This is a genomic window from Candidatus Saccharibacteria bacterium (assembly GCA_016699895.1).
In the GTDB taxonomy this organism is placed as follows: Bacteria; Patescibacteriota; Saccharimonadia; order Saccharimonadales; family Saccharimonadaceae.
Map to the genome: position 1 here is coordinate 206608 of CP064991.1, position 21856 is coordinate 228463.

At 50.2% G+C, this 21856-nt stretch carries 24 protein-coding genes and 2 tRNA genes; 13 read left to right on the forward strand and 13 right to left on the reverse strand.

Annotated features, from left to right (window positions below; genetic code table 11):
- The first annotated feature begins 100 nt into the window (after nt 1-100).
- Nucleotides 101-1090 (forward strand): peptidoglycan bridge formation glycyltransferase FemA/FemB family protein, encoded by a 990-nt coding sequence (locus tag IPL44_01095; protein ID QQS17628.1) that lies wholly within the window; start codon nt 101-103, stop codon nt 1088-1090.
- On the forward strand, nt 1021-2172 hold the full coding sequence (locus tag IPL44_01100; protein ID QQS17629.1) for a peptidoglycan bridge formation glycyltransferase FemA/FemB family protein: 1152 nt from the start codon (nt 1021-1023) through the stop codon (nt 2170-2172). The genes IPL44_01095 and IPL44_01100 overlap by 70 nt, the downstream gene beginning before the upstream one ends.
- On the opposite strand, the gene tsaD is transcribed toward IPL44_01100, so the two are convergent.
- The 3 genes from tsaD to IPL44_01115 are packed head-to-tail and all read right to left on the reverse strand — an operon-like array spanning nt 2134 to nt 4423.
- Nucleotides 2134-3183, reverse strand: coding sequence for a tRNA (adenosine(37)-N6)-threonylcarbamoyltransferase complex transferase subunit TsaD (gene tsaD / locus IPL44_01105; protein QQS17630.1), 1050 nt, complete (start codon nt 3181-3183; stop codon nt 2134-2136). The genes IPL44_01100 and tsaD overlap by 39 nt on opposite strands.
- A complete protein-coding gene (locus tag IPL44_01110; GenBank protein QQS17631.1) occupies nt 3180-3635 on the reverse strand; it encodes an NUDIX domain-containing protein in 456 nt (151 codons plus the stop codon). The genes tsaD and IPL44_01110 overlap by 4 nt, the downstream gene beginning before the upstream one ends.
- A 59-nt stretch (nt 3636-3694) precedes the next feature.
- Nucleotides 3695-4423 (reverse strand): undecaprenyl diphosphate synthase family protein, encoded by a 729-nt coding sequence (locus IPL44_01115; protein QQS17632.1) that lies wholly within the window; start codon nt 4421-4423, stop codon nt 3695-3697.
- 48 nt (nt 4424-4471) lie between these two features.
- Between IPL44_01115 and IPL44_01120 the strand changes: the two genes are divergently transcribed.
- Both IPL44_01120 and IPL44_01125 read left to right on the forward strand, forming a co-directional pair.
- The gene (locus IPL44_01120) at nt 4472-5521 is read left to right on the forward strand and encodes a peptidoglycan bridge formation glycyltransferase FemA/FemB family protein (GenBank protein QQS17633.1); all 1050 of its coding nucleotides are present in this window, start codon (nt 4472-4474) and stop codon (nt 5519-5521) included.
- A gap of 35 nt (nt 5522-5556) precedes the next feature.
- Complete coding sequence (locus IPL44_01125) at nt 5557-6855, forward strand: UDP-N-acetylmuramoyl-L-alanyl-D-glutamate--2,6-diaminopimelate ligase (GenBank protein ID QQS17634.1); 1299 nt, start codon at nt 5557-5559, stop codon at nt 6853-6855.
- Here the strand turns inward: IPL44_01125 and IPL44_01130 are convergent.
- Nucleotides 6841-7689, reverse strand: a complete 849-nt coding sequence (locus IPL44_01130) for an amidinotransferase (GenBank protein QQS17635.1) — start codon at nt 7687-7689, stop codon at nt 6841-6843. The two genes, IPL44_01125 and IPL44_01130, sit on opposite strands and share 15 nt — an antisense overlap.
- A gap of 57 nt (nt 7690-7746) precedes the next feature.
- On the opposite strand from IPL44_01130, the gene IPL44_01135 reads away from it, so the two are divergent.
- On the forward strand, nt 7747-8508 hold the full coding sequence (locus IPL44_01135; protein QQS17636.1) for an HAD-IIB family hydrolase: 762 nt from the start codon (nt 7747-7749) through the stop codon (nt 8506-8508).
- Nucleotides 8509-8788: 280 nt separating this feature from the next.
- Here IPL44_01135 and IPL44_01140 read toward each other — a convergent pair whose 3' ends face one another.
- A complete protein-coding gene (locus IPL44_01140) occupies nt 8789-9256 on the reverse strand; it encodes a hypothetical protein (protein QQS17637.1) in 468 nt (155 codons plus the stop codon).
- A 275-nt stretch (nt 9257-9531) separates the two neighbouring features.
- Here IPL44_01140 and IPL44_01145 point away from each other — a divergent pair, with 275 nt between their 5' ends.
- The 4 genes from IPL44_01145 (at nt 9532) to IPL44_01160 (ending at nt 13073) form a co-directional block, all read left to right on the forward strand.
- Nucleotides 9532-9801 carry a co-chaperone GroES gene (locus IPL44_01145; GenBank protein ID QQS17638.1) on the forward strand — a complete coding sequence of 90 codons (270 nt, stop codon included), beginning with the start codon at nt 9532-9534 and terminating at the stop codon, nt 9799-9801.
- A 7-nt stretch (nt 9802-9808) separates the two neighbouring features.
- Nucleotides 9809-10144 carry a hypothetical protein gene (locus IPL44_01150; protein ID QQS17639.1) on the forward strand — a complete coding sequence of 112 codons (336 nt, stop codon included), beginning with the start codon at nt 9809-9811 and terminating at the stop codon, nt 10142-10144.
- A 13-nt stretch (nt 10145-10157) separates the two neighbouring features.
- Nucleotides 10158-11780, forward strand: coding sequence for a chaperonin GroEL (gene groL, locus IPL44_01155; protein QQS17640.1), 1623 nt, complete (start codon nt 10158-10160; stop codon nt 11778-11780).
- A 129-nt stretch (nt 11781-11909) separates the two neighbouring features.
- Nucleotides 11910-13073, forward strand: coding sequence for a hypothetical protein (locus IPL44_01160; protein ID QQS17641.1), 1164 nt, complete (start codon nt 11910-11912; stop codon nt 13071-13073).
- Nucleotides 13074-13079: 6 nt separating this feature from the next.
- Here the strand turns inward: IPL44_01160 and IPL44_01165 are convergent, their stop codons facing one another.
- Nucleotides 13080-13613 carry a hypothetical protein gene (locus IPL44_01165; protein QQS17642.1) on the reverse strand — a complete coding sequence of 178 codons (534 nt, stop codon included), beginning with the start codon at nt 13611-13613 and terminating at the stop codon, nt 13080-13082.
- A gap of 63 nt (nt 13614-13676) precedes the next feature.
- Here IPL44_01165 and IPL44_01170 point away from each other — a divergent pair, with 63 nt between their 5' ends.
- Nucleotides 13677-14717, forward strand: a complete 1041-nt coding sequence (locus IPL44_01170; GenBank protein ID QQS17643.1) for a bifunctional phosphoglucose/phosphomannose isomerase — start codon at nt 13677-13679, stop codon at nt 14715-14717.
- Here IPL44_01170 and IPL44_01175 read toward each other — a convergent pair.
- The 3 genes from IPL44_01175 to IPL44_01185 all read right to left on the reverse strand — a co-directional run bounded on the left by IPL44_01175 (nt 14714) and on the right by IPL44_01185 (nt 17728).
- A complete protein-coding gene (locus IPL44_01175; GenBank protein QQS17644.1) occupies nt 14714-15658 on the reverse strand; it encodes a hypothetical protein in 945 nt (314 codons plus the stop codon). The genes IPL44_01170 and IPL44_01175 overlap by 4 nt on opposite strands.
- A 73-nt stretch (nt 15659-15731) precedes the next feature.
- Nucleotides 15732-16949 carry an ABC transporter permease gene (locus tag IPL44_01180; GenBank protein QQS17645.1) on the reverse strand — a complete coding sequence of 406 codons (1218 nt, stop codon included), beginning with the start codon at nt 16947-16949 and terminating at the stop codon, nt 15732-15734.
- On the reverse strand, nt 16946-17728 hold the full coding sequence (locus IPL44_01185; GenBank protein QQS17794.1) for an ABC transporter ATP-binding protein: 783 nt from the start codon (nt 17726-17728) through the stop codon (nt 16946-16948). The genes IPL44_01180 and IPL44_01185 overlap by 4 nt, the downstream gene beginning before the upstream one ends.
- A gap of 343 nt (nt 17729-18071) precedes the next feature.
- Here IPL44_01185 and IPL44_01190 point away from each other — a divergent pair, with 343 nt between their 5' ends.
- Both IPL44_01190 and IPL44_01195 read left to right on the forward strand, forming a co-directional pair.
- A complete protein-coding gene (locus IPL44_01190; GenBank protein QQS17646.1) occupies nt 18072-19379 on the forward strand; it encodes a hypothetical protein in 1308 nt (435 codons plus the stop codon).
- Between the two features lie 175 nt (nt 19380-19554).
- Nucleotides 19555-19646: transfer RNA gene (locus IPL44_01195), tRNA-Ser, on the forward strand.
- 33 nt (nt 19647-19679) lie between these two features.
- Here IPL44_01195 and IPL44_01200 read toward each other — a convergent pair.
- Both IPL44_01200 and tsaE read right to left on the reverse strand, forming a co-directional pair.
- Nucleotides 19680-19754, reverse strand: a tRNA-Pro gene (locus tag IPL44_01200).
- Nucleotide 19755: 1 nt separating this feature from the next.
- On the reverse strand, nt 19756-20211 hold the full coding sequence (gene tsaE / locus IPL44_01205; protein ID QQS17647.1) for a tRNA (adenosine(37)-N6)-threonylcarbamoyltransferase complex ATPase subunit type 1 TsaE: 456 nt from the start codon (nt 20209-20211) through the stop codon (nt 19756-19758).
- A gap of 29 nt (nt 20212-20240) precedes the next feature.
- Between tsaE and IPL44_01210 the strand changes: the two genes are divergently transcribed.
- A complete protein-coding gene (locus tag IPL44_01210) occupies nt 20241-20834 on the forward strand; it encodes a hypothetical protein (protein ID QQS17648.1) in 594 nt (197 codons plus the stop codon).
- Here the strand turns inward: IPL44_01210 and IPL44_01215 are convergent.
- Nucleotides 20831-21433 carry a RecX family transcriptional regulator gene (locus tag IPL44_01215; protein ID QQS17649.1) on the reverse strand — a complete coding sequence of 201 codons (603 nt, stop codon included), beginning with the start codon at nt 21431-21433 and terminating at the stop codon, nt 20831-20833. The two genes, IPL44_01210 and IPL44_01215, sit on opposite strands and share 4 nt — an antisense overlap.
- Nucleotides 21434-21450: 17 nt before the next feature.
- Nucleotides 21451-21855 carry a hypothetical protein gene (locus IPL44_01220; protein QQS17650.1) on the reverse strand — a complete coding sequence of 135 codons (405 nt, stop codon included), beginning with the start codon at nt 21853-21855 and terminating at the stop codon, nt 21451-21453.
- Nucleotide 21856: the final 1 nt, after the last annotated feature.

Below are 21856 nucleotides of genomic sequence, written 5' to 3' on the forward strand. Positions count from 1 at the left end.
GTACTCCGCTGATCACTAGTTGACTTTTCACGTGAAATATTTGCTGATGTGCAAACACATTCTGGTACTATTTTAGCATATCGGTGGTAAAATATAAGATGTGATAAAGGAAGTAACTAACAAGACCAAGTGGGACGAATTCGTCGCTAATCACGGTGGACATCCGCTGCAGCTCTGGGGCTGGGGTGAGCTAAAATCGCTCCATAACTGGCAGGTTCACCGAGTAATGGTAGAGCAGGGCAGTGTCATCGGCGGCGCACAGGTTCTGATACGACCAGTGCCTAGGGTAGGGAAGACCATCGCCTACATACCGCGCGGCCCGGTCGTCATCGACAACATGGACGCGCTATTAACAGAGCTGGCTGATTATGCCCGCACGTCTCTGAAAGCCATGGTAGTGACTATCGAACCATATATCGAACAATCTGGACAAGTCAAATTCCCGAAAGGGTGGCGCCATAGTTCGAACCATATCTTGCTGTCACACACTTTGCTATTAGATTTAACCAAAACCGAAGAGGAATTGTTGGCCGATATCCCGCGCAAACGCCGTTACGATATCCGTAAATCAACCGAGAGCATCCACACCATCCGCGAGGCAACTACGCCCGAAGACATCGACAAGTGCCTGGCGCTCTATCATCACACGGCAGAGCGGGCTGGTTTCAAGCTCCATGGCGACCAATATTACCGTGACATTGCCGCCGAGTTAGGGCCAGCTTCGCGCCTGATTGCCGTCTGGAATGAGGCAGACAAGCCGATCGCCATGACCTGGCTCGCCGTCACGCCAGCGGTAGCCTTTGAACTATACGGTGGCATTAACGAAGAGGGCGCGAGCCTGCGTGCTAACTTTGCCCTAAAGTGGCACTGTATTACCGAGATGAAGAGAGAGGGCGTGCGCGAGTATGACTTTAACGGATTATTAAATGATGGCATCAGCACGTTCAAACGTAATTTTGCTAGCCATGAAAACGAACTGGTCGGAACGTGGGATTATCCATTGTCACCTCTGTATTACCTATGGGAAAAAGCACTGCCGCTCGCCAAATGGGCAGCTCGAACGCTAGGCAAAATCAGAGGTACATCGTGAATTGGACTTTTGCTGAACTAGATAGCAAAGACTGGGACGAGTTTGAACGGTCTCATCCGGATAGTCAGTTCCTGCAGGGCGTTCAGCGCCTAAACAAACGCCGCCAGATGGGATATCAGAGCCATATCGTCGGCATCAAACAAGGTAAAGAAATCATTGCGGGCGGCGTATTGTTGGGTCGTAATAATGAGTTTTGGATGCCATACGGACCCCTGATTGATTGGGACAATACCGAGCTAGTTCACTACTTTTTAAAACATATTATTGACTTTTCACACGAAAAAGGTTTTGTTAAAATCGAGATTTTTCCTCGGGTTTTGCTATCAATTAGAGATAACAAGGGTACGGTACTCGATAGTTGGGACCGGTCTGATCTAAAGCAGCAATTTAGCGCCGCCAGTTTTAGCTATCAGGGCGAAACGGTCAATTACCAGATGAAAGCGGGGCGTTGGGCCTTTGTCAAAGATCTGTCGGGCATCGAAACGGTTGACCAACTGCGCGCTAGCTACCGCAAAACCCTGCGCGCCAGGTTACGCCAGACCGAAGGTGAGGTTGAAATGGTCGCCCTGACACGCGACGAGCTACCAACGCTGATTGGCTTGATTGATGATTCAGATGAACGCAACGGCGTATCGGGTAGGGAATTAAAATATTACCAGCTGATGTACGATGCTTTTGGCGACGACATTCAGTTTATGGTGGCGCGTAAAACCGACGACCACACCCCGATTGCGGGCGCCATTTTCATTAGGCACGGTCACGAAATCTCGTCCTATCTCAGTGGTATGGACCGCCGCTATCGTCACCTCAACGGACGAGCGTGGCTCCAAGATTATATGATGACAAAATACCTGGGTACCGATGTAACGCGTGTGAACTTTTTCTGGATAGAGGGCCGATTTAGCGACAATCACCTGCTAGAGTTCAAGAGCGGCTTTGGCGGTGTGGTCGAGGAATACATTGGTGGTTTTGAAAAAGTATTGCGACCCGCCCATTACCACAGTAAAAAGCTCATCCAAAAAGGCAAAAGGGTCGCAAAAAAACTAATCAACATTCCACGCCGTCTTCGTCATCGAAATTGACGGCAAAACCTCGACCTGACGCGGATCAGCGGCTGGCACTTTCTGGGCCACATAATATCCGAGCGTCGCTATCATGGCGGCGTTGTCCGTGCAGAGATTCATCGGCGCATAGTTGATGCCGATTGGCAATCGCTCGGCTAAAATACGGCGTAGCTCCTGATTCGCCGCCACACCGCCAGCGATCACAACCGATTGCGGTCGGAACTCCTCGTAGGCCAGCAGAACTTTGTCAACCAAGGTCTCAATCGCGATTTGTTGGAAGCTAGCGGCAAAATCATTGCGCTTAGGCTCGTCTAGACGCTCTGAGAGCGCGTTTGATGGGAAAGTGTGATCGACGCCCACTTCGGACTGAACGCGTCGCAGAACGGCTGTCTTGAGCCCAGAAAACGAAAAATCGTACTTGTTGGCCATTTTAGCCTTCGGAAATGTAAAGCGGTGCGGATCGCCCTGTTCGGCAGCCTTGGCGATCGATGGCCCGCCGGGGTAGGGCAGACCGAGAATCTTGGCCACCTTGTCAAAAGCTTCGCCAACGGCATCATCGGCCGTTTGGCCAATCAATTCGTAGTTACCGTGATCCTTGAACAACACGATCTGGCTGTGGCCGCCGCTCACAATCAGCGCCAGCATCGGAAAAGCCGGAGCTTCGTCCAGCAAAAAGTTAGCGTACACATGCGCCTCAACGTGATGGATTGGATAGAACGGTTTCTGTTTGACCAGTGCCAGCATTCGCGCTGACAGCGAGCCGATGAGGAGCGAACCGACCAAACCCGGCATAGTCGTAGCAGCAATCGCGTCGATTTCATCCCAGCCACCGGCCTCGACGACGGCCTTGTCAATCACCGGTAACACCACCTCGAGATGCGACCGCGCCGCCACCTCTGGCACCACGCCGCCATAGACGGCATGGATATCTATCTGGGAATTAACCACGTTGGAAATCAGTCGGCGACCGTCTTCGACTACGGCAGCCGCTGTTTCGTCACAGCTAGATTCGATACCGAGGATTTTCATGTTGTCTCCATATAGGAACGAAACAGTGGAATATCGTCAATCTGTGTATTCACTATATTGAGATTACCGAGCACTTCCGAATCAGCCCATATAAACTCTTTTTCACCGGCCACCGGAACCTGATTATCGCCCAAGTTAACCTGGTAATATAAATTCAAATAAGGCATCCCCGATAAACGTTTATCTCTACACTGAAAAATACTAAATCGTACACCTATCGGCACCTGCGAGATTTGGTCCTCTGATATCGTCAAGTTTAACTCCTCGGCGAGCTCACGTCGTAGCGCCATCATGACGCTCTCGCCATGGTCGATACCACCACCCGGCAGGCCATACAGTTGTTGATCTGGGATTTCCAACGTCAACAACAATTTTCTATCGCGAACAATGACAGCCTTGGCCACAACTCGATAAATACTAGCGTCTATAGCTGCTATTCTCTCATCAATCATACTATCAATTCTACCACCTCTAAATCGGAAAATCACGCTTGTCTCTTGATGCCGTACGATTACTTGCCGAGGCGTCGCTCGCGACTGGCAAAGTTGTCGATGATCTGATCGAGCATTTCCGGTGTAAAATCTGGCCACAACGTATCGAGAAACGCGTACTGTGAATGATCGACCAGCAGCGACATAAAACCAGCACTATTATGCGGATCGTCGCCACAGCCGGTGCGAATGATCAGATCAACATCAGGCAAATGACCCGTCCATGAGTTTTGACGCAATAAATTGGCGTAATCTCGACTCGTTTCGCTATTTGGTTTCGCATTTGACTCCATAATATGCCGCAGAGCTTCGCCGCGCTCGTCATTGCCGTCATAACCGATCAGAACCGTCAGGCGTTTGCCAGAATTGTAATTCTCCGTGCGCCGCAAGGCATTTTCGATAGCAGCGACCGTCGCCGGTGCTAGTAACTCGCGCCAACGACCAAAACAGTCTACTTTGATCTGATTTTCCTCTAAAAATTCTAGACTAGCCTCGTCAGAGAAAAATGTTTGGTAAGCTTTGTTCAAGGCTTTAATCTCGAGCGCCGGCCGATCGGTCAGATTTGACAAGCTACCGATCCAGATCGTCAGATCCTCGATACCGCGCCGAAAGGCTGTCCGTGCTATGTCGAGACCGAGGAGTCCGCTCGAGACATAGAAATCAACACTCATCATGATACCGCGCTGCCGTCCCCAGCGACGATTGCCGTCGAGAATGAGCGCCAAATGTCGTAGATTTTGGTGTGCCATAGTGCGATTATGATACCATATTCAGCGACTTTGAGATAGAATAGTCAGGTGAACAAGCCGCTCAGACTAGCCAATGCTACCGAAATCAAACAGTGGGATAACCTGCTAGGCCAGAATCCATATGGCGCCGAGCCATACCAGACAAGATCATTTGCCGCTATCAAACAAAAACAGGGGTGGAAACCTGAATATTGGGTATATAGCACAAAGTCTGGTGCCGTCTATGCACTAGCCCTGATTCGCAAACTATCCGGATTGGGTCGTGTCGTCTATATCCCTCGCGGACCGAGTGTCGTCGAGCCAAAACAGTGGAGCGAGGTCTGCAGCATCAATCGCCAGCAGCTGACCGACGTCATCGCCCTCAAAATGGAGCCGCCGATTCTCGCAGGCAAATTAAAAGTTATCCGCGACGATGTTAAAAAAGTGCGTGACATTCAAGGTTCAGTCGTCAACACCGTAGTTATCAACCTAGACCAGAACGAAGATGCCCTATGGGATAGCTTCAGACAGCGCGCTAGGCGCTCAATCCGCGGCGGCCGTAGGGAACAGCTAAAAATATCCGAAGGGGCATTTTCGCCAAAAAATGTCGACCTGTTATGGGGTCTTTACCGCGAAACTGCCGCTCGGGCTGGACTAAAGATCAGATCAAGAGCTTATTATGAAAATTTCTGGCGAGAATACACGGATAGAGGACACGGTAGGTTCTTCTTCGCTTGGACACCAGATGGCAAGCAACCTATCGCCGGGTTGTTCGTCTGTTATGTTGGTGACAAGGCTCTCTACAAAGATGGCGGCTCAAAGCGCGATGCCAAAGCCCATTTCTCGCACCTGCTGCAGTGGGAAACGATGCGCTATTTACAACAAAAAGGTGTCCGTTACTACGACCTGGGTGGTACGCCACCCACCGGGCAAATTAATGATTCATCACATCGACTAGCTAGTCTGGCCACCTTTAAATTGAGCTTTGGCGCACCTATTACCGAACATATTGGCGCCTACGATCAGATCTTGAAACCGCGGCTTTACAAGGCGTGGTTATTCGTCGAACGCCTGCACCGTGCCGTGGCGAGCCATACTAAATATCGCGATCTCTACTGATTTTCGCGCCAGTTTGTTATACAATAGGGCGCGTTATGACTGCAAAGAAACTCATTCGCAAAATCCCTGGCTTTAATACAATAGTGGTGCCGTACCATCGCGCCAAAGCCTTCCGCGCCGCGAGCAAATACGATTATCCTGCCTCTGGCATGAAAGTTATCGCCGTTACCGGCACCAATGGCAAGACGACCACTAGTTTTATGATCCATTCACTATTAAAAGAGGCCGGCAAGAAGGTTGGTCTGATGACGACCGTTGCCTATGGTATCAACGATGATCTGAAACCACAGATCGAACACATGACAACCGTTAGTGCTGGTGCATTGAACCGCCGCATCGCCGAGATGCGCGACGCCGGTGCTGAATATCTGGTCCTCGAGGTAACGTCGCACGCTCTGGCGCAATATCGCACCTTTGGCATCCCAATTGACGTCGCGGTGATGACGAACGTCACTCACGAGCATCTCGATTACCATAAAACTTTCAAAAACTACGTGACAGCAAAGAGGTTATTATTCAAAAATACCCAGCATACCCACAAAGGCCAGCATATCGGCATTATCAACGCTGATGATCCTTCGGCAGAACTATTTGCAGGTGACATCGAACATCCGATCACCTACGGCATCGACAATGGCGACCTCCAGGCTAGACAAATTAAATTATCACCATCCGGGGTCGAGTACTATGTCAAGGTCGGCCAAAATAAATTACACATTAGGTCATCGATTCCAGGTGCTTTTAATGTCTACAACTCACTCGCAGCAGTAGCGGTGGGTATCGTCTATGAACTGACAACTGAACAGATCGAGCGCGGTATCGCAGCCCTCCAATCTGTCGAGGGTCGCATGAATCGCATCGATGCTGGGCAAGCTTTCGAAGTCGTCGTCGATTTTGCTCACACCCCAGACAGCTTTGAAAAATTGCTCAGCGATTTTCGAGCCTCCACCCGAGGTAAATTGATCGTTATGTTCGGCTCGGCCGGACGCCGCGACGAGAGCAAGCGGGCGACTCAGGGTGAAATCGCTGGTAAATATGGTGATGTCGTCGTCCTAACAGAGGAGGACGACCGAGATATTGATGGCGATGAGATTTTAGCGCAAATTGCCAAAGGGGCAGAACGATCTGGCAAAAAACTCGACCAGGACCTATTCAAGGTTCACGACCGCGCCGAGGCTATTGAATTCGCGTTCAAACAGGCTACGTCAAAGGACGATGTCGTTATGCTGCTCGGCAAAGGTCACGAAAAAACTATCGAGCGCGCCGACGGTACCCATCCCTGGAATGAAAATAATGTTGCAACTAAAATACTGCAAAAACTAGTCAAGCGTTAACGAAACGCAGCGGATAAATCCGCCACCTCTAACCAGCTCATCTACCTGCGGAGTTAGCACAGTGAGACCGCGGCGCGCTAGTTCATCCTTTAATTTGGGCGCGTGATTGCTCATGATGACTGTCTCGCCGGTTGAGACTAGGTTGCAGGCAAAGCCTTTGACGGCCTCGTCATAGCTCACAATAATTTTTTCCACTGGTAAATTGGCTATTTTAGCGCGCGAGGCTTCGTCAAACGCCTCGGGGCAATAGGCAATCAAATCCTCGCGAATCACCGCCATAGCGAGATCAATATCATAAAAAAAGCTGTCCGGCCAACCGCTGGCGACATTGATCTGCGGCCGCCCATTAGCATCCAACTGCGGCAGCGTTTGTAATTGCACCAATTCATACCCCAAGGTTTTAGCCGCGAAGGCTTGGGCTCGCGGATCGGATCGGTAACCTTGTCCAGCGAGCAGGAATCGACCGCACGGCAAGGCGTCACCTTGACCAGAAAAATGCCAGTCCTCTGGTACAGTAATAACTTCGACGCCTAAATCTCTGAGGGCTTTGGCTGCATAGGTCTCCTCAGCCTTCCGAGCCTCGGGCAATCGCGCCATTACCGCTTTGCGACCACGTACCAGCGCCCAATTAGCCGCATAAACGCCGTCCTGAGAATCCTGTGGCGGGAAAACCTTGACCACCTCTATACCAGCCTGTTCAAAGGCCTGAACTATCGCCGCATGATCAGATTTGGCCGCATTCACGTTGACCGGCTTGTCGTCATAATAAGGGTTAATTGGTGCATCGAGTGCAAAATAATCAGCGCCAGAAACAATCACTCGTTGGTTTATCATATCGGAGAACATTCTAGCATATATGATAAAATGTAGGCATTAACGAGGAGGATGATAATGAAAAAAGTATTGGCATTTGATATCGATGAAACCCTGAACGTGGCAAAGACGCCAATGACGACCGAGATGGCTGAAACGCTGGCCGAATGTATGGATTATTTCCAAGTCTGCGCCATTTCCGGGCAAAAATTTGATCAATTCCTACGCCAACTGGTCGAACCAATGGGGCAGGCCGGTACGCCAGAACGCCTAGCAAATTTCCATTTGATGGTTGCCCAGGGCACCCAATATTATCGCTTTGATATCGATAAAAATGACTGGGAATTAGTCTATTCACATCCATTGACCGACGAAGAAGTCGCCCAGATGACCGCCGCACTCGAAACCGCTAGCAAACAAACCGGTAACTGGCACGACAATCCAGCTGGCGAAATCATCGAGAACCGTATTAGTCTGGTGGCTTTTTCGGCGCTCGGCCAAGCCGCCACTCCCGAGGATAAATACGCCTGGGATCCTGATATGGAAAAACGAAAAAAGATCGTCGCCATCGCACAGAAACTGGCACCACAGTTTGAATTCGAAATCGGTGGCACAACGACGATCAATGTTTGCCGACCTGGCACCAACAAAGTATTCGGCATGACTGGACTAATGGAGCAACTCAACGTCACCAAAGAAGACATTTTGTACTTTGGCGATATGGTGCAACCTGGCGGCAATGATTATCCGGTGGTGCAAATGGGCATCGATACTATCGCTGTTAAAAAATGGCAAGACACGCTGTTCGCCCTGCGCGGCATCCTCGGCGTATCTAAATAAAAAAATAAGTTCCTAGGGATCGAGCTCCGACCCCTACCAAGTTATATTGGGCGAGCATTACTGCTCTAGCGACAAATAACCGGTAGGAGCTCGGAGCTCCTTCAATCGTGACTGGATGCATCTCATTCACGATTGGCATCGACTTTTTTCGAGACGGGGTCTCGATAATCGGTCGGCATACCCTCTTTATCGCCGGGTCGGCGGTTCGTTTGAATGATTACTGGTGAATTCCAGTATATTCAGGCTGATGCAAGCCTAGTCGGACAGATCGAGCCGCCGATCAGCCAGCGATGGCTGCGAGCAGCTCAGCCTCGCGGCCAGACCGCTCCTTGCGCGCGGCGCAGAGCAGCGCTTCGGCACAGGCCGCCTCTATCTCCGCCTCGCGGCGGAGACAAGTTGCCCACCACGACCCCGCATAGGCGGGGTGCCGCGCCATTGCCAACTCAGCCTCGCGGCCTTCCCAAGGCAGGGCGGGGGCGGGCGGAGCGACCACCTCCTGGAGCTCCTCCACCAGGAGAACCTCCTCGCGCCGGCGATTCCACTCAGCCCGGTTCCGCACCAGCAGGCGCGGCGCCGTCACATGAGACGGCCGCCGACCGCGGCGCTTGCCACGACTAGCCTGACGCGCGCGGCCACGAGGCGATGCCGGCTTGCTGGCGGCGCTGTCGCATTCCAGGAGCAAGCGCTCACGCACCAGCTCCTGCCAGCAGGCTTCGATCTGGTTTTCCTTCGAGAGGGCAGCAACCATTGCTGCTCCTTTCGTTTGGTTCGCGGCGCTCGGATTAGTGCCGTGAACACCTCTTTCGAGGATTGAAAGATTCTATAACATAAAATTAGTTGTGTCAATACGCTCTATAGACAGTAGCTAATAAACTTTACAGCACTAGATCTAGCGCTCATGCTTCGATCGTGATACATTAGCACTCTCGGCTTGCAAGTGCCAACTTTTTACGTTACAATAGAGACACATCGCCCCATACGGCGAATCAGATATGAGGTAAATTAGTAATAAATGGAGGATATATGACAAAAGTTCCGCTATCGCCACTCGGTGAACGCATCGTCGCAACTCGCGAGGAAACAGCTACAAAAACCGCTACTGGATTGTATCTACCAGAGAGCGCCAAGGAAAAATCTCAGGTCGCAAAAGTCGTCGCGGTCGGCAAAGACGCCCGCGAAGTCAAGGTCGGCGACCGTATCATTATCGGTGGCTATTCGACTACCGAGGCCAAAATCAACGGCGTCGAATACATGATCGTCAAAGAAGAAGACGTCTTGGCAGTAGTCGCCTAAGGATACCATGACCAAGAATCTCACGATCGAACAACTCCAAGACCTAGTAATGCAGCAGGCTGCAGAAAAGGGCTTTGGCGTCACACCCGAGGAGATCAGTGTGCCAGAGAAAATCGCCCTGATTCACAGCGAGATTTCAGAAGCCTACGAAGCGTATCGCCACAACCACATGACTGGCGGCAAGGACAGTTTTGCTGACGAGCTAGGTGACGCAGTTCAGCGTATCTTGCATCTGGCGGGAGTCCTAAACATCGACATCGAGGCTGCAATTCTCGAAAAACTAGCGATTAACAAGACTCGGGAATGGAATCCTGACAAATTGAACGAGAACATTATCAAGTAAAAGGAGGAATGAAATGGCAAAGAAAATTTTCTACGATGATGAGGCCCGCGAAAAGATTCTCGCTGGCGCAAAAAAATTAGCTGATGCAGTCAAAGTCACCATGGGACCAAAAGGTCGCAACGTGGTGATCGGTAAAACCTACGGCGGGCCAAGCGTCACCCACGACGGCGTCACCGTCGCTGAGGCAGTTGATCTGCCAGAGACCGAGGAGACTCTGGGTGAAAAAGTCGGTGCCGAGCTGATTAAACAAGCCGCCAAGAAAATGAACAAAGCCGCTGGCGACGGCACGACGACCGTCACGGTGTTGACTTATGAAATCCTAGCTAACGCCAATCGCCTGATCGCCGCTGGCCACAATCCAATGGAACTACGTCGCGGGGTAGAGAAGGCTGGCGCCGAGGTTCTATCTGAACTAAACAAACTCGCTGAGCCAATTACCGACAAAAAAGATCGTGTCGCCGAAGTCGCCACCATTAGTGCTGGTGATAGCGAAATCGGCACACTGATCGCCGAAGTCATCGCTAAAATCGGTAGCGAAGGTGTCGTCAGCGTCGAAGAAGGCCAGGGTCTGGCCATGGAGGCCGAGGTCGTCGAAGGCTTTACCTTTGATCGCGGCTACGTCAGCGCCTACATGGCGACCGATACCACTCGTATGGAGGCTGTCTACAACAAACCAGCCATCGTCATCACCGACAAAAAAGTCAGTTCCGTCCAGGAATTTCTACCAATTCTCGAGAAATTAGCGGCTGCTGGTAAAAAAGATGTCGTCCTGATCGCTGACGAGGTCGAGGGCGAGGCGCTCGGCGTACTGATCTTGAACCGATTAAAGGGCGTCTTTAACACCGTCGCCGTTAAAGCCCCGAGTTTTGGGGATCGCCGCAAAGACGTTCTCGCTGATATCGCCGCCCTGACTGGTGCAACGGTTATCACCGACGATCAAGGTTTGAGCTTTGAAAATGTCGGCCTCGAGGTCGTCGGTACCGCCCGCAAAGTCATTGTTGGCAAAGATTCGACCACTATTATCGAGGGCGCTGGCGATAAAAAGGCTATCGCTGAACGTGTCGCTCAGATCAGAGCTCAGGCCAAAGTCGCTCCGTCTGACTACGACCGCGAACAGCTCGACAAACGCGCCGCTTCGCTCGGCGGTAAAGTCGCCGTCATCAAAGTTGGTGGCGCCACCGAAACCGAAATCGAGGAAAAGAAATACCGTGTCGATGACGCTGTCGCCGCCGTCAAGGCCGCCTTGCTCGATGGTATTGTACCCGGCGGCGGCATCACGCCGGTTACTCTCGCTGCTAGTATCAAAGGTACTGAAGCTGGCGCCGAAATTCTACGCAGTGCACTGATGGCACCGTTCAAACAGCTCATGAGCAACGCGGGCCTCAACGCCGAAGCCTTGCTAGCCCAGGTGCAGAACGCCAAAGCCGGTCAGGGTGTTGATGTCAATCACCCCGATAAAGGCCTCGTTGACCTAAAGAGCGCCGGCGTGGTCGATCCAGCTCGCGTTACCCGCGAAGCCATCCAGAATGCCGTATCCATCGCCTCAACCGCGATGACCATGGGTGCCCTAGTCGTTGAAATCCCTGAGCCAAAAGCCCCAGCCGCCCCTGATATGGGTAGTATGGGCATGATGTAGTCGTTTCAGGACTAACCAACAAAAAGCCTCCTGCCATAGGGGGCTTTTTAGTGCCAAGGGCGTGAACCGGTGTATCCATATTGACTTTATATTGACTTTTTTATGTATATGTTCTATAATAAAGAGATAGTGACCGATATTCCCAATCTAGCACCAACTGAGCCCCTAGAAACTGCCTCTGGCGTAGAAGGGGTTACTAATCGTGAATACGACGCGGTGATGGGTTTGATCGACTCAGAGACCGGGATGTCTGATGTCAGGAACTCGGTGGGTGGCGCCCAGAGATTCAACAGAATCGTTACCCAGGCGATATTCGGCAGCCACGGCAATGACAAATGGGACCATAATGGCCATTTCAATCGTGCCAAAGCAGTAATTTTAGCAATGGTCGGCGCAGGCAAGCTTGAACCAGTTTATGATGACAAGTTTGCTATTGTCGGTATCAAGCTACCAACGAGCGAAGTATCACTCGACGATCCGGATACCAAAATTGATCCACGCGGACTATTGCTCACGAGCCTGGTGGGTAAATTAGCTACCGCCGCCGAAGAACTAGCAGCAGAGACCGCCTATCACGCCGCAGCCGACGAAATGATCGGCCCGCTATCAGATGAAAATGATCGGCTAACAGCTGAAAACACCGCACTTCGCGAACAAGTCTATGATCTACAGCATTCGCCGCGCGAAGCCGAAATGCAGGCCGAGCTTGATAAGCTGCGCCAGAAACTCGCTGGCGAAACGGCCGCCCACGCAGCAGCGCAGCGACGCGTAGACTTTCTACAATCGAGTTTATCTGGCGCTAAAGACAACATTAAAGCTACAGAATCAATCGTCAGGGGAAAGAATAAACAGATCAAAGATTTGAATCGCACGATCTCTGACCTACATGACGAAACCAGCAAAAGAGTTAACGAAGCTCACACAGAGGGTCACGACGAAGGATGGGCAGATGGCATAAATATCCTCTGCACCATACTAGGAGAAGCGAGCTACGACGACAGTTCAGCCAAGGCAATACGCGCACTAGCGAACGCTGGCGACGAAATACTTTCTATTTATAGGAACCTGGATGATATAACATTCACAAACGAACAGCTAGCTATTCTGGACTCCGGACAGGCAAAATCTATTGTCTTGCCAAACGGAATGCCTATGCCTACTACAAACGATTTTCAAATCGATATAGCTAGAGCACAACTCCTAGGAGAGTTGTCTAGTCTGCGAACTGCCATGCGCAGCAAGATTGACATCATCGTGGCAGCACAAACTATACCTACTGATTACGAAATCTAAAAACGTTTACTGTTTAAAGAAATCGATCTCTTTGATGACGTCGAGCAACGCTTGAGCTCGGCGACCATCGTCAGGAATTTGTTTGGCAGCTGCATGAACAGCCGGTAATAACGATGCGTCATCAGTCGAACGAATGATCAGCAAAATAGTATTAAACCTGTCTTCTGGCGATAGATTCAACTTATCAACTAAAGGCCGCAGCTCAGCAATGGCGTCTTGTTTGATAGTATCGAGGTTTGGGCCCACTGGAGACGGAGGGGTTGGTTGGGCGATCGACTCTGGGGTGGCAGGTGGTATTGGGTTTGGCATAGATGCAGGTACTGGGGGAGCCACAGCTTCCACCGGAACCGGACTCGCCGTGTCGGCAGGCTGCACAACGGCTACGGCGTCATCGTTCGAAACAGGAGGAGCCACAGGGGCAGGACCCGCTGGAGCCTGCGGCATAGGCGGCGCTGGCGCCTCAGGTTGCTTGCTCTTTAGATTAGCAATCATCTGATTTAGTTCGTCGTCATCTACGCTACTTTTACTATTGTCATCCATTTTCCACCCTTTCTGTAATCTGATATAATTATATCACAAGCATTTTTATGGTGTAAAGGAGGAATGATGGAAATTTTGGACGATTTGAATGTAATAGCAGAAAGAGACCCGCAGGGCGCCCTAGACACTATTGCCGATTCAGCAGCGCAACTAGCATGGGACGCAAAATTGGAGCAGCCCGACAGTGGTGAATTTAGTCCACTCAAAATCGTCCTCGCCGGTATGGGCGGTAGTGCTCAGCCTGGTAAACTGGCTGTTAATTGGCTCAATCTAGAAATTCCTTTTTCAGTGGTGAGCGGCTATACATTGCCGCACTGGGTGGATGAAAATACGTTGGTAATTGCCAGCAGTTTTAGCGGCAACACCGAGGAAACTATCTCTTGTTTGGAGTTTGCCGAGGAGCGCGGCGCTACCGTCGTCGTCATGGCAAGCGGCGGCAAATTGATTGATATCGCCCGCGAACACAACCTGCCGTTTATTCAATTGATCAAAGTCCCTCAGCCACGTTACAGTGCCATCGCTCAGCTCAAAGCTATTTCTAGATTCCTCGAGCACTATGGTGTAGCCAAATATTTATGTGATGAAATTGACGGTCTCGGTGAAATTGTAGCAAATGTCGTCGGTCAGTCTGTTGCCTCAGTTGAAACTGTCGAAAATCCAGCCAAACAACTGGCCCTGAAATGCGTCGGAAAAACTCCGATCATCTACGCCTCATCGCTGTTTGCGCCAGTAGCCTTTAAATGGAAGATCAGCTTTAACGAAAACGCCAAAAATACCGCCTGGTGGAACGAGCTACCAGAGTTCAGCCATAACGAATTCATCGGTTGGTCTAGCCACCCGGTCGAAAAACCGTTCGCTGTTATCGACCTGCGATCATCGTTCGATCATCCACGCATTGAACGTCGGTTTGAGTTAACCAACCAGCTACTGAGCGGCAAGCGACCAGCTGCTAGCGAGGTTCAGCTCAAGGGCGACTCTATCCTGGCACAAATGATTTACGGCTTTATCCTAGCCGATTTCGTATCGATCTACCTAGGTATTCTAAATGGCGTGAATCCAACCCCGGTTGCCCTCGTCGAGGAGCTCAAAAAAGAACTCGGTTAACGCAGTAAACTATTGGCGTTTGGCATATATAGCCGTAGCGGTTTTTTGCTACGTAGACAAGCAATTTCCCGCACATTTTCGAATAGTAGTTTGTCTCCGGCGACTTGAGTAACTAGATCGATCGGCTCTCTGAATAAAAGTTTTTCATGATCACTCATCTCACCCGGTATGCGACGTCCAAACCAACTAGTGAGATATGGTACGTCGCGTCCGGCTTTTCCGGTTAGATTTGCATAATGAAACCAAAATTGCTGGTCAAATAGGTGTAAATTGCCTGGTTTAGGATAAAAATAGCCACCGATACCGCCAAGCATGAAGCCAATGTCATTTTCATTATGGGTTTTTCCATTCCGCTCAAAGCTCGGTATAATTGATCGTATATCGCCGAGGCTGCCGAATATCTTGTTATAATTCAAAACACAAACCACCCCGAACAGAGCGCTATTGCCACGCAGCTTACGGCGCAATTGACGGGTTTCTGGAGCATTTAGCCAATCTGTTAACTCAGCGCTGGCCCCAAACGTGATGTACTGCATACCGTATAGTTCATGTCGGCCATTCACGATCAGATCGAGCGGGTGAAAATCCACGATCTGACTATCCAATATTTTGGCTATATCATAGGTTCGACCATTGACTGCTCGACCAAAATCATTAAAATTACCGAGTGGCATCACTGCGCACGTGACTTCGCGCCCCGATGTCAAAACCGCATCCAGCGTCACGTTAACCAGCCCATCGCCACCGGCCGCTATCACGATATCGCCGTCTCGCAGCTCCTCGATAACTTTGTCCCGTGCCGCAAAATAGGGGACGTCACTCAAGACAATTTCCTGCAAATCGGTGCTGATTGCTAGCAATTCTGGTCGAACGCTATGATTGTATCGTTTCGACACCGTCGAACTAGGGGAGTGCACCGCAACTAATCGTTGGTTTTTCATGTAAATCTATTATATCTCAAAACTCTCGCTTCGGGTGAAGGGGTAGGACCCGGGGGAATTTTAAATACTAAATCTAGTGGTACTGGCGCAAGGCGACGATTGGATCTTGATTAGCCGCCCGCACGGCTGGCCACAGGCCAAATAGCAAGCCCACCGCCATCGGTACGCCGAGCCCGATAGCGAAAATCCACCACGAAAACACCATAGGCAGCGAAAATTGCAGGTTAATGAGATAGCTAGCCCCATAGGCAAGCGACAAACCGACGATACCGCCAGCGAATGTCATGATCAGCGCCTCGAGTAGGAACTGCTCTAGAATCTGTCGTTTGGTAGCGCCGACCGCTTTTCGGATACCGATCTCACGAGTACGCTCCGCCACACTGACTAGCATGATGTTCATAATGCCGATCCCACCAACGAGGAGGGAGATGCTCGCGAAAATTAATGCCACTGTCGTGATCGTCTCGAGCCAGCCCGCCATTGAATCAGCCACCTCGCTCGATCGGCGCACTGCGAACTCGCTATCGTCACTATGAGTGACCTTTAGTGCCGCCGTGATTGATCGCTCCATACTTTCAGCTTTACCTGATTTAGCCTTGACGACGATCTGACCGATCTGTTTAGTACCGCCGGTAAACTCTATGCCGTTATCCATCGAGATAAAGGCAGCCTTGTCAACATCGACACCGGCGAGGGAGATCGGCTGGCTCGTGCTGTCTAGCACACCGATAACCGTAAAGGTTTCACCCTTGATCGTCACATGTTGACCCATGGCTTGGTTGGTATCGAGCAGACCAGAGGCCAGTTTACTGCCAAGCACCACCCAATCCCGCTCGGCCTCCTTGTTAGAGAACCAATTCCCAGATTGTAGTTTTAATTCTAAAATTCCAGGCAGACTCTCGTTGGTAGCTACTGTCGTGATCGTATCATATTTTTCCTGACCACTACCAACCGATCCAGCCAGAAACATCATTGGCGCCGCGTTATTATCGCCAGCTAATTTAGTGACCTTTTCTAGATCTAGAGTGGTTAGTGTGGTGGCATTAGCTACTCTGAGCGGCGAAAAAGCTTCCATGCCGGTGGCGCTATCACTGGCCGAACGTACCACGACCAGATCTGAATGTAATTTATTAGTTTGATCGTCAATACTGCGATGCAACCCCGCACTCGTAATTAGCACGATAGACACGATAAATACACCAATCACCACGCCTAAAATGGTCAGGGTTGTCCTAGCGCGGTGGGCGCGCAGACTACGGTTAGCTAGCGTGAAACCGACAAAGAGCGTCATTTGCGCCTCCTGATCCAGGTTCGCTTGCGCGATTCTTTGCGGCGAGATTTGAATTTCGAAGCCGTTGCGTAGGCCTTGTTATCGACCAGTTCAATGTCGCGATCAATCTGCCCATCCTTCATATGAATCACCCGCCCAGCATACGATAGTAGCTCCGGGTTATGCGTCACCATCAAGATCGTGTTGCCTTCGCGGTGAATCCTGGTCAGCTCGTCCATGATAATTTCCGAATTTTTGCTATCCAAATTGCCGGTCGGCTCATCGGCCAAGATAATCGACGGCTCGTTAGCGAGTGCGCGCGCGATCGCCACGCGCTGCATCTGACCACCACTCAGTTGATAAGGCATATAGTATTCGCGGCTGTGTAGGCCGAGGGCAGTCAGAATTTTACTAGCCTTTTCCTGATGTTTATAGTTCAAGCCCCTGGAATACGTAAGCGGCAGGGCGACGTTATCAATCTCTGTTAATTTATGAATCAAATTAAAGTTCTGAAACACAAAGCCGATTTCGCGGTTTCTGATCTTGGCCTTGCGCCCAGGGGGAAGTTTCGCGACGTTTTTGCTATTCAGCTTGTACTCACCGCCCGTTGGTTGATCGAGCAACCCTATAATATTTAGCAGTGTGGTTTTACCGCAGCCACTCGGTCCCATAATGGCGACAAATTCGCCGCGCTCGATCACCAAATCCACTCCGTCGAGAGCCACCGTCTGCGTGTCGCCATAACCAAAACGCTTTTCGATACCACGCAGGTCGATTACTGGCGAGACGCTACTGATCATAGTCGCATAGAAAACGTTGCTATCCGCGCGGTGCGTCGGAGTATCAAAAATAGAGTTCTCGCTAGTGGTGGTCATACTAACCCTATTATAAATTAAAATCACACTTTTACAATATCGAGTGTGTAAAGATTGTTAGAGCAAAACTGCTAATGCATATATTGTAAAAATCACACTTGCAGACGCTAGATGTGGTGTGCTAGAATGATTGCTAGGTAAAGAGATTTTGACGGAATCGTGTGAAATCCACGAGCTGTGCCGCAACGGTGTACCGTAAATTCGGAAAGTCCGGTCAGTCGAAATCGCCAGTAAACAGCTGGTTAATAATCCCGAGCAGGAGAAAAAATTGAACGGTGTTTTAGAACAAAAGACAGTGGGGGAGTTTACTGCCGCTGAGTACGAGGAGATGACCGACGTCGCGGAACGTTTGCGCGCGCCAATGGATCATCCGATTCAATTTCAAAATATTGACGGCAAACTATACACCGACTCCTCGGTTGATGGCAAAGATTTGCTAACTATCTCGCGTGAGGCTGAATTCGCCGCTCTCGAGATAGCTCGGCGAAATCCGCAGTGGACAGTTGAGGCTTATCGCCGCCATATCGAGTCAGAGGAAATCGTCGCCGCTAGCGCTTTGCCTGACGGCGCGCAAATGATCGTCTATTCACCAACGCCCGATGTGGTGCTATCCGGCGCTGTTACTATCGGCGGCTACAACACCGAAAAGGCGACTATCATGGTGCGCGCCTGGGAAAATCGAGATGGTTATATTGACTGTCGATACATCTCACTCGACGGCGGCAACAAAGCCGCCCTCCGCGCCTCAGCCCGGGCTATTGGCCGAGCGATCCCTGACGATTACGACTCTGAACAAATTCTGGCGACCTTTCACACCTTTCTAAACGGTGAACAAAATCTAGTCGATGACCTAATCGATGGCTATGACGAGGAAATGTTTTATCAAACCGGCGTCGATCACAGCTACGGCAGGGCAGGACTGAATCATAAAAAGGCTCTCGACATCGCTCTCGATAATCCTGACCGACTTTATGACCACATGGAGGAAATCTCGCGCCTAAAGTGGTCCTACGATGGCGAAGAATTACGTAAAAAACTCGAGGAAGCTCGTTATAATTACGCAGCCGCTCTCGACAAATCCAGCCGTGGCGAGACTGTGTCTAGCAACTCAATAGCTGGTGGTGAAGCGCGTGCCAGTGGCACAGATTTCTCGGGTTATTGCGCCACTACGCCGGGCGAAAATGGCAATCAGTCTATCGAGCAAGCCTACAATTCCATGTTTAACAAAAGAGTCACTGGCAAATGCCCGTGCTGTGGTGAAACCACCAGTTACGATCCCTGCAATCCAAAATGTGGTGTTTGTTATAGCACCCCCGGTAATGACCGTTCGGCAGAATATCTCGCCAGGAAAAAAGCCAACCTAGAAAAAATGTCCGCCGCCGAATATAAAAAAGAGCGCGAAAAAACTAGTTCCGACGATAAAAAATCCGGCACCAACAAAAAAATGATGAACCTGGTAAAGAAGTTTGTGTGGGGCGATGGTGCTTTTTCACCTGTTGAGAAAGCTATCGGTTATCACGGCGAGATCATCGCCGAGGGCGAGTCGGCTCGAGATCTCTACAGCCTAGCCAGCTAGGTAGCAACCGATTCCATTTTTTGCTACACTGTTTGATATACGGAGAGGTGTCCGAGTGTGGTTGGTGTAGCCGAACGAAATCACCTGGCAGCTTGCTGACAAGGTGATGAGGAGGCGGAAGAGCGGAGCCTTGGCGGAGCGATAGGAGCACGCTTGAACTCCCGTAGTAAATTAAGGAGAGGTGTCCGAGTGGTTGAAGGAGCACGCTTGGAAAGCGTGTATGCGGCTTACGCCGTATCTGGGGTTCAAATCCCCATCTCTCCGCCAGAATATTATTTTGATATTTTCAATAAATTCTCTTGGTCGGGGTGACTGGGATTGAACCAGCGACCTCACGGCCCCCAGCCGTGCGCGCTACCACTGCGCTACACCCCGATTATTCCATTGTATCATTTAGATAACCGGCCGATTCCGGCAACTGTATTTCAACCGTACGACCCTCATCTGGTAGATAGTTTATAGTGATCACGATTCGACTACTAGGTAGGACGTCTTTGATGCTTTCACCCCACTCGACAACCGTAATAGTGCCGGGTTCAGACAAGCTTTCCGCGACCTCCATATTCATGATTCCGGCATCATTTAATCGATAAAAGTCATAGTGGCTCAATATTAGCTCATCGCGGCCTTTGTAGCGTCGATTGATCGTAAAGCTCGGACTCTGCACATCGTCATCAATCGCGAGTCCCGCCGCTAAACCCTTCACAAACGTAGTTTTACCAGCCCCAACGTCGCCGATTAACTCGAAAACTTCGCCACCGTGCAGGGCAGCGCCTATTTTCACACCTAACGCGCGCATCGATTCGTCGTTTGGGATTATCACAGATTCCATTTTATCACAAGAGATGGTACAATATGCTTATGCTGATAACGATAGAGCGGATGCTGAATCAACCCGTCATGAGCCTGCAAACCGGTCAACCGCTCGCTAAAATTGACTCGCCGATTATCAATCCGAATAACCTAAAGATTGTAGCTTTTTACGTGAGTGGTCCAATGGTGGATTTTAACCCGGCCGTGCTTTTCGCCGAAGATATCCGCGAATTTGGCGATATGGGCGCGATTGTTGATAGCTCTGATAATATTATGTCGCCCGAAGGTATGGTGCGATTAAATGAGGTGATCAATTATCATTTTCAACTACCGGGCATATTAGTAGTCGACGAGAACAAACGAAAACTAGGCAAAGTCGAAAGTTACGTCATAGACCCAGACAACCTCCAGATTCAGCAGCTCTACCTAAAACCATCTCTCGCAAAGAGTTTGAGCGTCGCCCATTTGACCGTGGCTCGCAATCAAATAGTTGAGGTCGATAACAACAAAATCGTCGTCAAAACACCAACCACCAAAGAGGGGGTTGCCGCCCAAGTTGCCCACATTACCGAAAATACCATTCCATTTGAAAACCCTTTTAGAAAGCCGAAACCAGCACCCGAGAATATTGACCAGGATTAGTTCTCGTCGTCCACGAGGGCTGATTTGATATCGTCATACTTGAAACCTTGACGAGCTAGATAGGCGACCAGTTTACGCTCATCATCGTATTTATTGATTTTTTTCGCAATCATTTTTCGTAGCGCCGCCATTTCGTCGTAATCGTCCGATTCGGCTAGTATGTTAGTGATAATATCAGGTTTGACGCCTTTTTTCTGCAGCTCGACTTTCATACGTTTGGCCGAAAAGTTACGGGTATTAGCGCGCGACCGCACAAAACTCTCAGCGAATCTTTCGTCATTTAGATAGCCACGTTCGCACAGCCGATCAATCACTCGCTCGGTGTTATCCTCGGTCCACTGTTTACGCCGGGCGTAATCGCGAATTTCGCGTTCACTCCGCAAACGGCGACTAATGAGGTCAACAGCCCTGATATAATTCTTGCCAAAATCAGACTCGTTTTTCAGCTCTAATAACTGCAACTCGTCGATGGCATCACCTTTTTTTAATCCCAATGTAACCAGTTGTGTTTCATCTAAGCTAAACGAAAACTCGTTATCAACAAACACATTGTAGCGACCCTCGGTTTTGACAGCGGGGGAGATCTTGGTAATATTCATTATTGTCCCATCATATATTAAAAAGGTGGCTCAAAGATAACCTCGTGAATATCCGACAGACTAGCTCGCGGATTAGATTTCATAAAATCAGCAATACGAACAGTAGCAATACGTTCAACACGATCACCTTGAGCTTCGCCTAGTTTCATTAGCCAATTTTGAATCACATTATAGCGATGACCCGATACCTCATCGAGAGCATTTAAAGCGTCTTCTAATTCCATTAGTTCTGCTTCGGAAAAGTCGGGCTCCTCCTCAGGGAACAGTCTGATAATCTTTGCGTTAGTTGTGCGTGTTTGATCGGAATCGCGGTGATAACGCACAGCGTTTTTGCCGACATTTTTTCGTCGCTGACGCGCAGCGCTAAAGTCTCTAATATTACCTATGTCTCCATCCGGCGTCATATCACCAGACCTTGCCATA

Excerpts from the sequence above, each read along its gene's own strand:
- IPL44_01100 (QQS17629.1), top strand. The coding sequence starts at position 1,021 with ATGGGAAAAAGCACTGCCGCTCGCCAAATGGGCAGCTCGAACGCTAGG.
- tsaD (QQS17630.1), bottom strand. The coding sequence starts at position 3,183 with ATGAAAATCCTCGGTATCGAATCTAGCTGTGACGAAACAGCGGCTGCC.
- IPL44_01110 (QQS17631.1), bottom strand. The coding sequence starts at position 3,635 with ATGATTGATGAGAGAATAGCAGCTATAGACGCTAGTATTTATCGAGTT.
- IPL44_01115 (QQS17632.1), bottom strand. The coding sequence starts at position 4,423 with ATGGCACACCAAAATCTACGACATTTGGCGCTCATTCTCGACGGCAAT.
- IPL44_01125 (QQS17634.1), top strand. The coding sequence starts at position 5,557 with ATGACTGCAAAGAAACTCATTCGCAAAATCCCTGGCTTTAATACAATA.
- IPL44_01130 (QQS17635.1), bottom strand. The coding sequence starts at position 7,689 with ATGATAAACCAACGAGTGATTGTTTCTGGCGCTGATTATTTTGCACTC.
- IPL44_01135 (QQS17636.1), top strand. The coding sequence starts at position 7,747 with ATGAAAAAAGTATTGGCATTTGATATCGATGAAACCCTGAACGTGGCA.
- IPL44_01140 (QQS17637.1), bottom strand. The coding sequence starts at position 9,256 with ATGGTTGCTGCCCTCTCGAAGGAAAACCAGATCGAAGCCTGCTGGCAG.
- IPL44_01145 (QQS17638.1), top strand. The coding sequence starts at position 9,532 with ATGACAAAAGTTCCGCTATCGCCACTCGGTGAACGCATCGTCGCAACT.
- IPL44_01150 (QQS17639.1), top strand. The coding sequence starts at position 9,809 with ATGACCAAGAATCTCACGATCGAACAACTCCAAGACCTAGTAATGCAG.
- groL (QQS17640.1), top strand. The coding sequence starts at position 10,158 with ATGGCAAAGAAAATTTTCTACGATGATGAGGCCCGCGAAAAGATTCTC.
- IPL44_01165 (QQS17642.1), bottom strand. The coding sequence starts at position 13,613 with ATGGATGACAATAGTAAAAGTAGCGTAGATGACGACGAACTAAATCAG.
- IPL44_01170 (QQS17643.1), top strand. The coding sequence starts at position 13,677 with ATGATGGAAATTTTGGACGATTTGAATGTAATAGCAGAAAGAGACCCG.
- IPL44_01175 (QQS17644.1), bottom strand. The coding sequence starts at position 15,658 with ATGAAAAACCAACGATTAGTTGCGGTGCACTCCCCTAGTTCGACGGTG.
- IPL44_01180 (QQS17645.1), bottom strand. The coding sequence starts at position 16,949 with ATGACGCTCTTTGTCGGTTTCACGCTAGCTAACCGTAGTCTGCGCGCC.
- IPL44_01185 (QQS17794.1), bottom strand. The coding sequence starts at position 17,728 with ATGATCAGTAGCGTCTCGCCAGTAATCGACCTGCGTGGTATCGAAAAG.
- tsaE (QQS17647.1), bottom strand. The coding sequence starts at position 20,211 with ATGGAATCTGTGATAATCCCAAACGACGAATCGATGCGCGCGTTAGGT.
- IPL44_01210 (QQS17648.1), top strand. The coding sequence starts at position 20,241 with ATGCTGATAACGATAGAGCGGATGCTGAATCAACCCGTCATGAGCCTG.
- IPL44_01215 (QQS17649.1), bottom strand. The coding sequence starts at position 21,433 with ATGAATATTACCAAGATCTCCCCCGCTGTCAAAACCGAGGGTCGCTAC.
- IPL44_01220 (QQS17650.1), bottom strand. The coding sequence starts at position 21,855 with ATGGCAAGGTCTGGTGATATGACGCCGGATGGAGACATAGGTAATATT.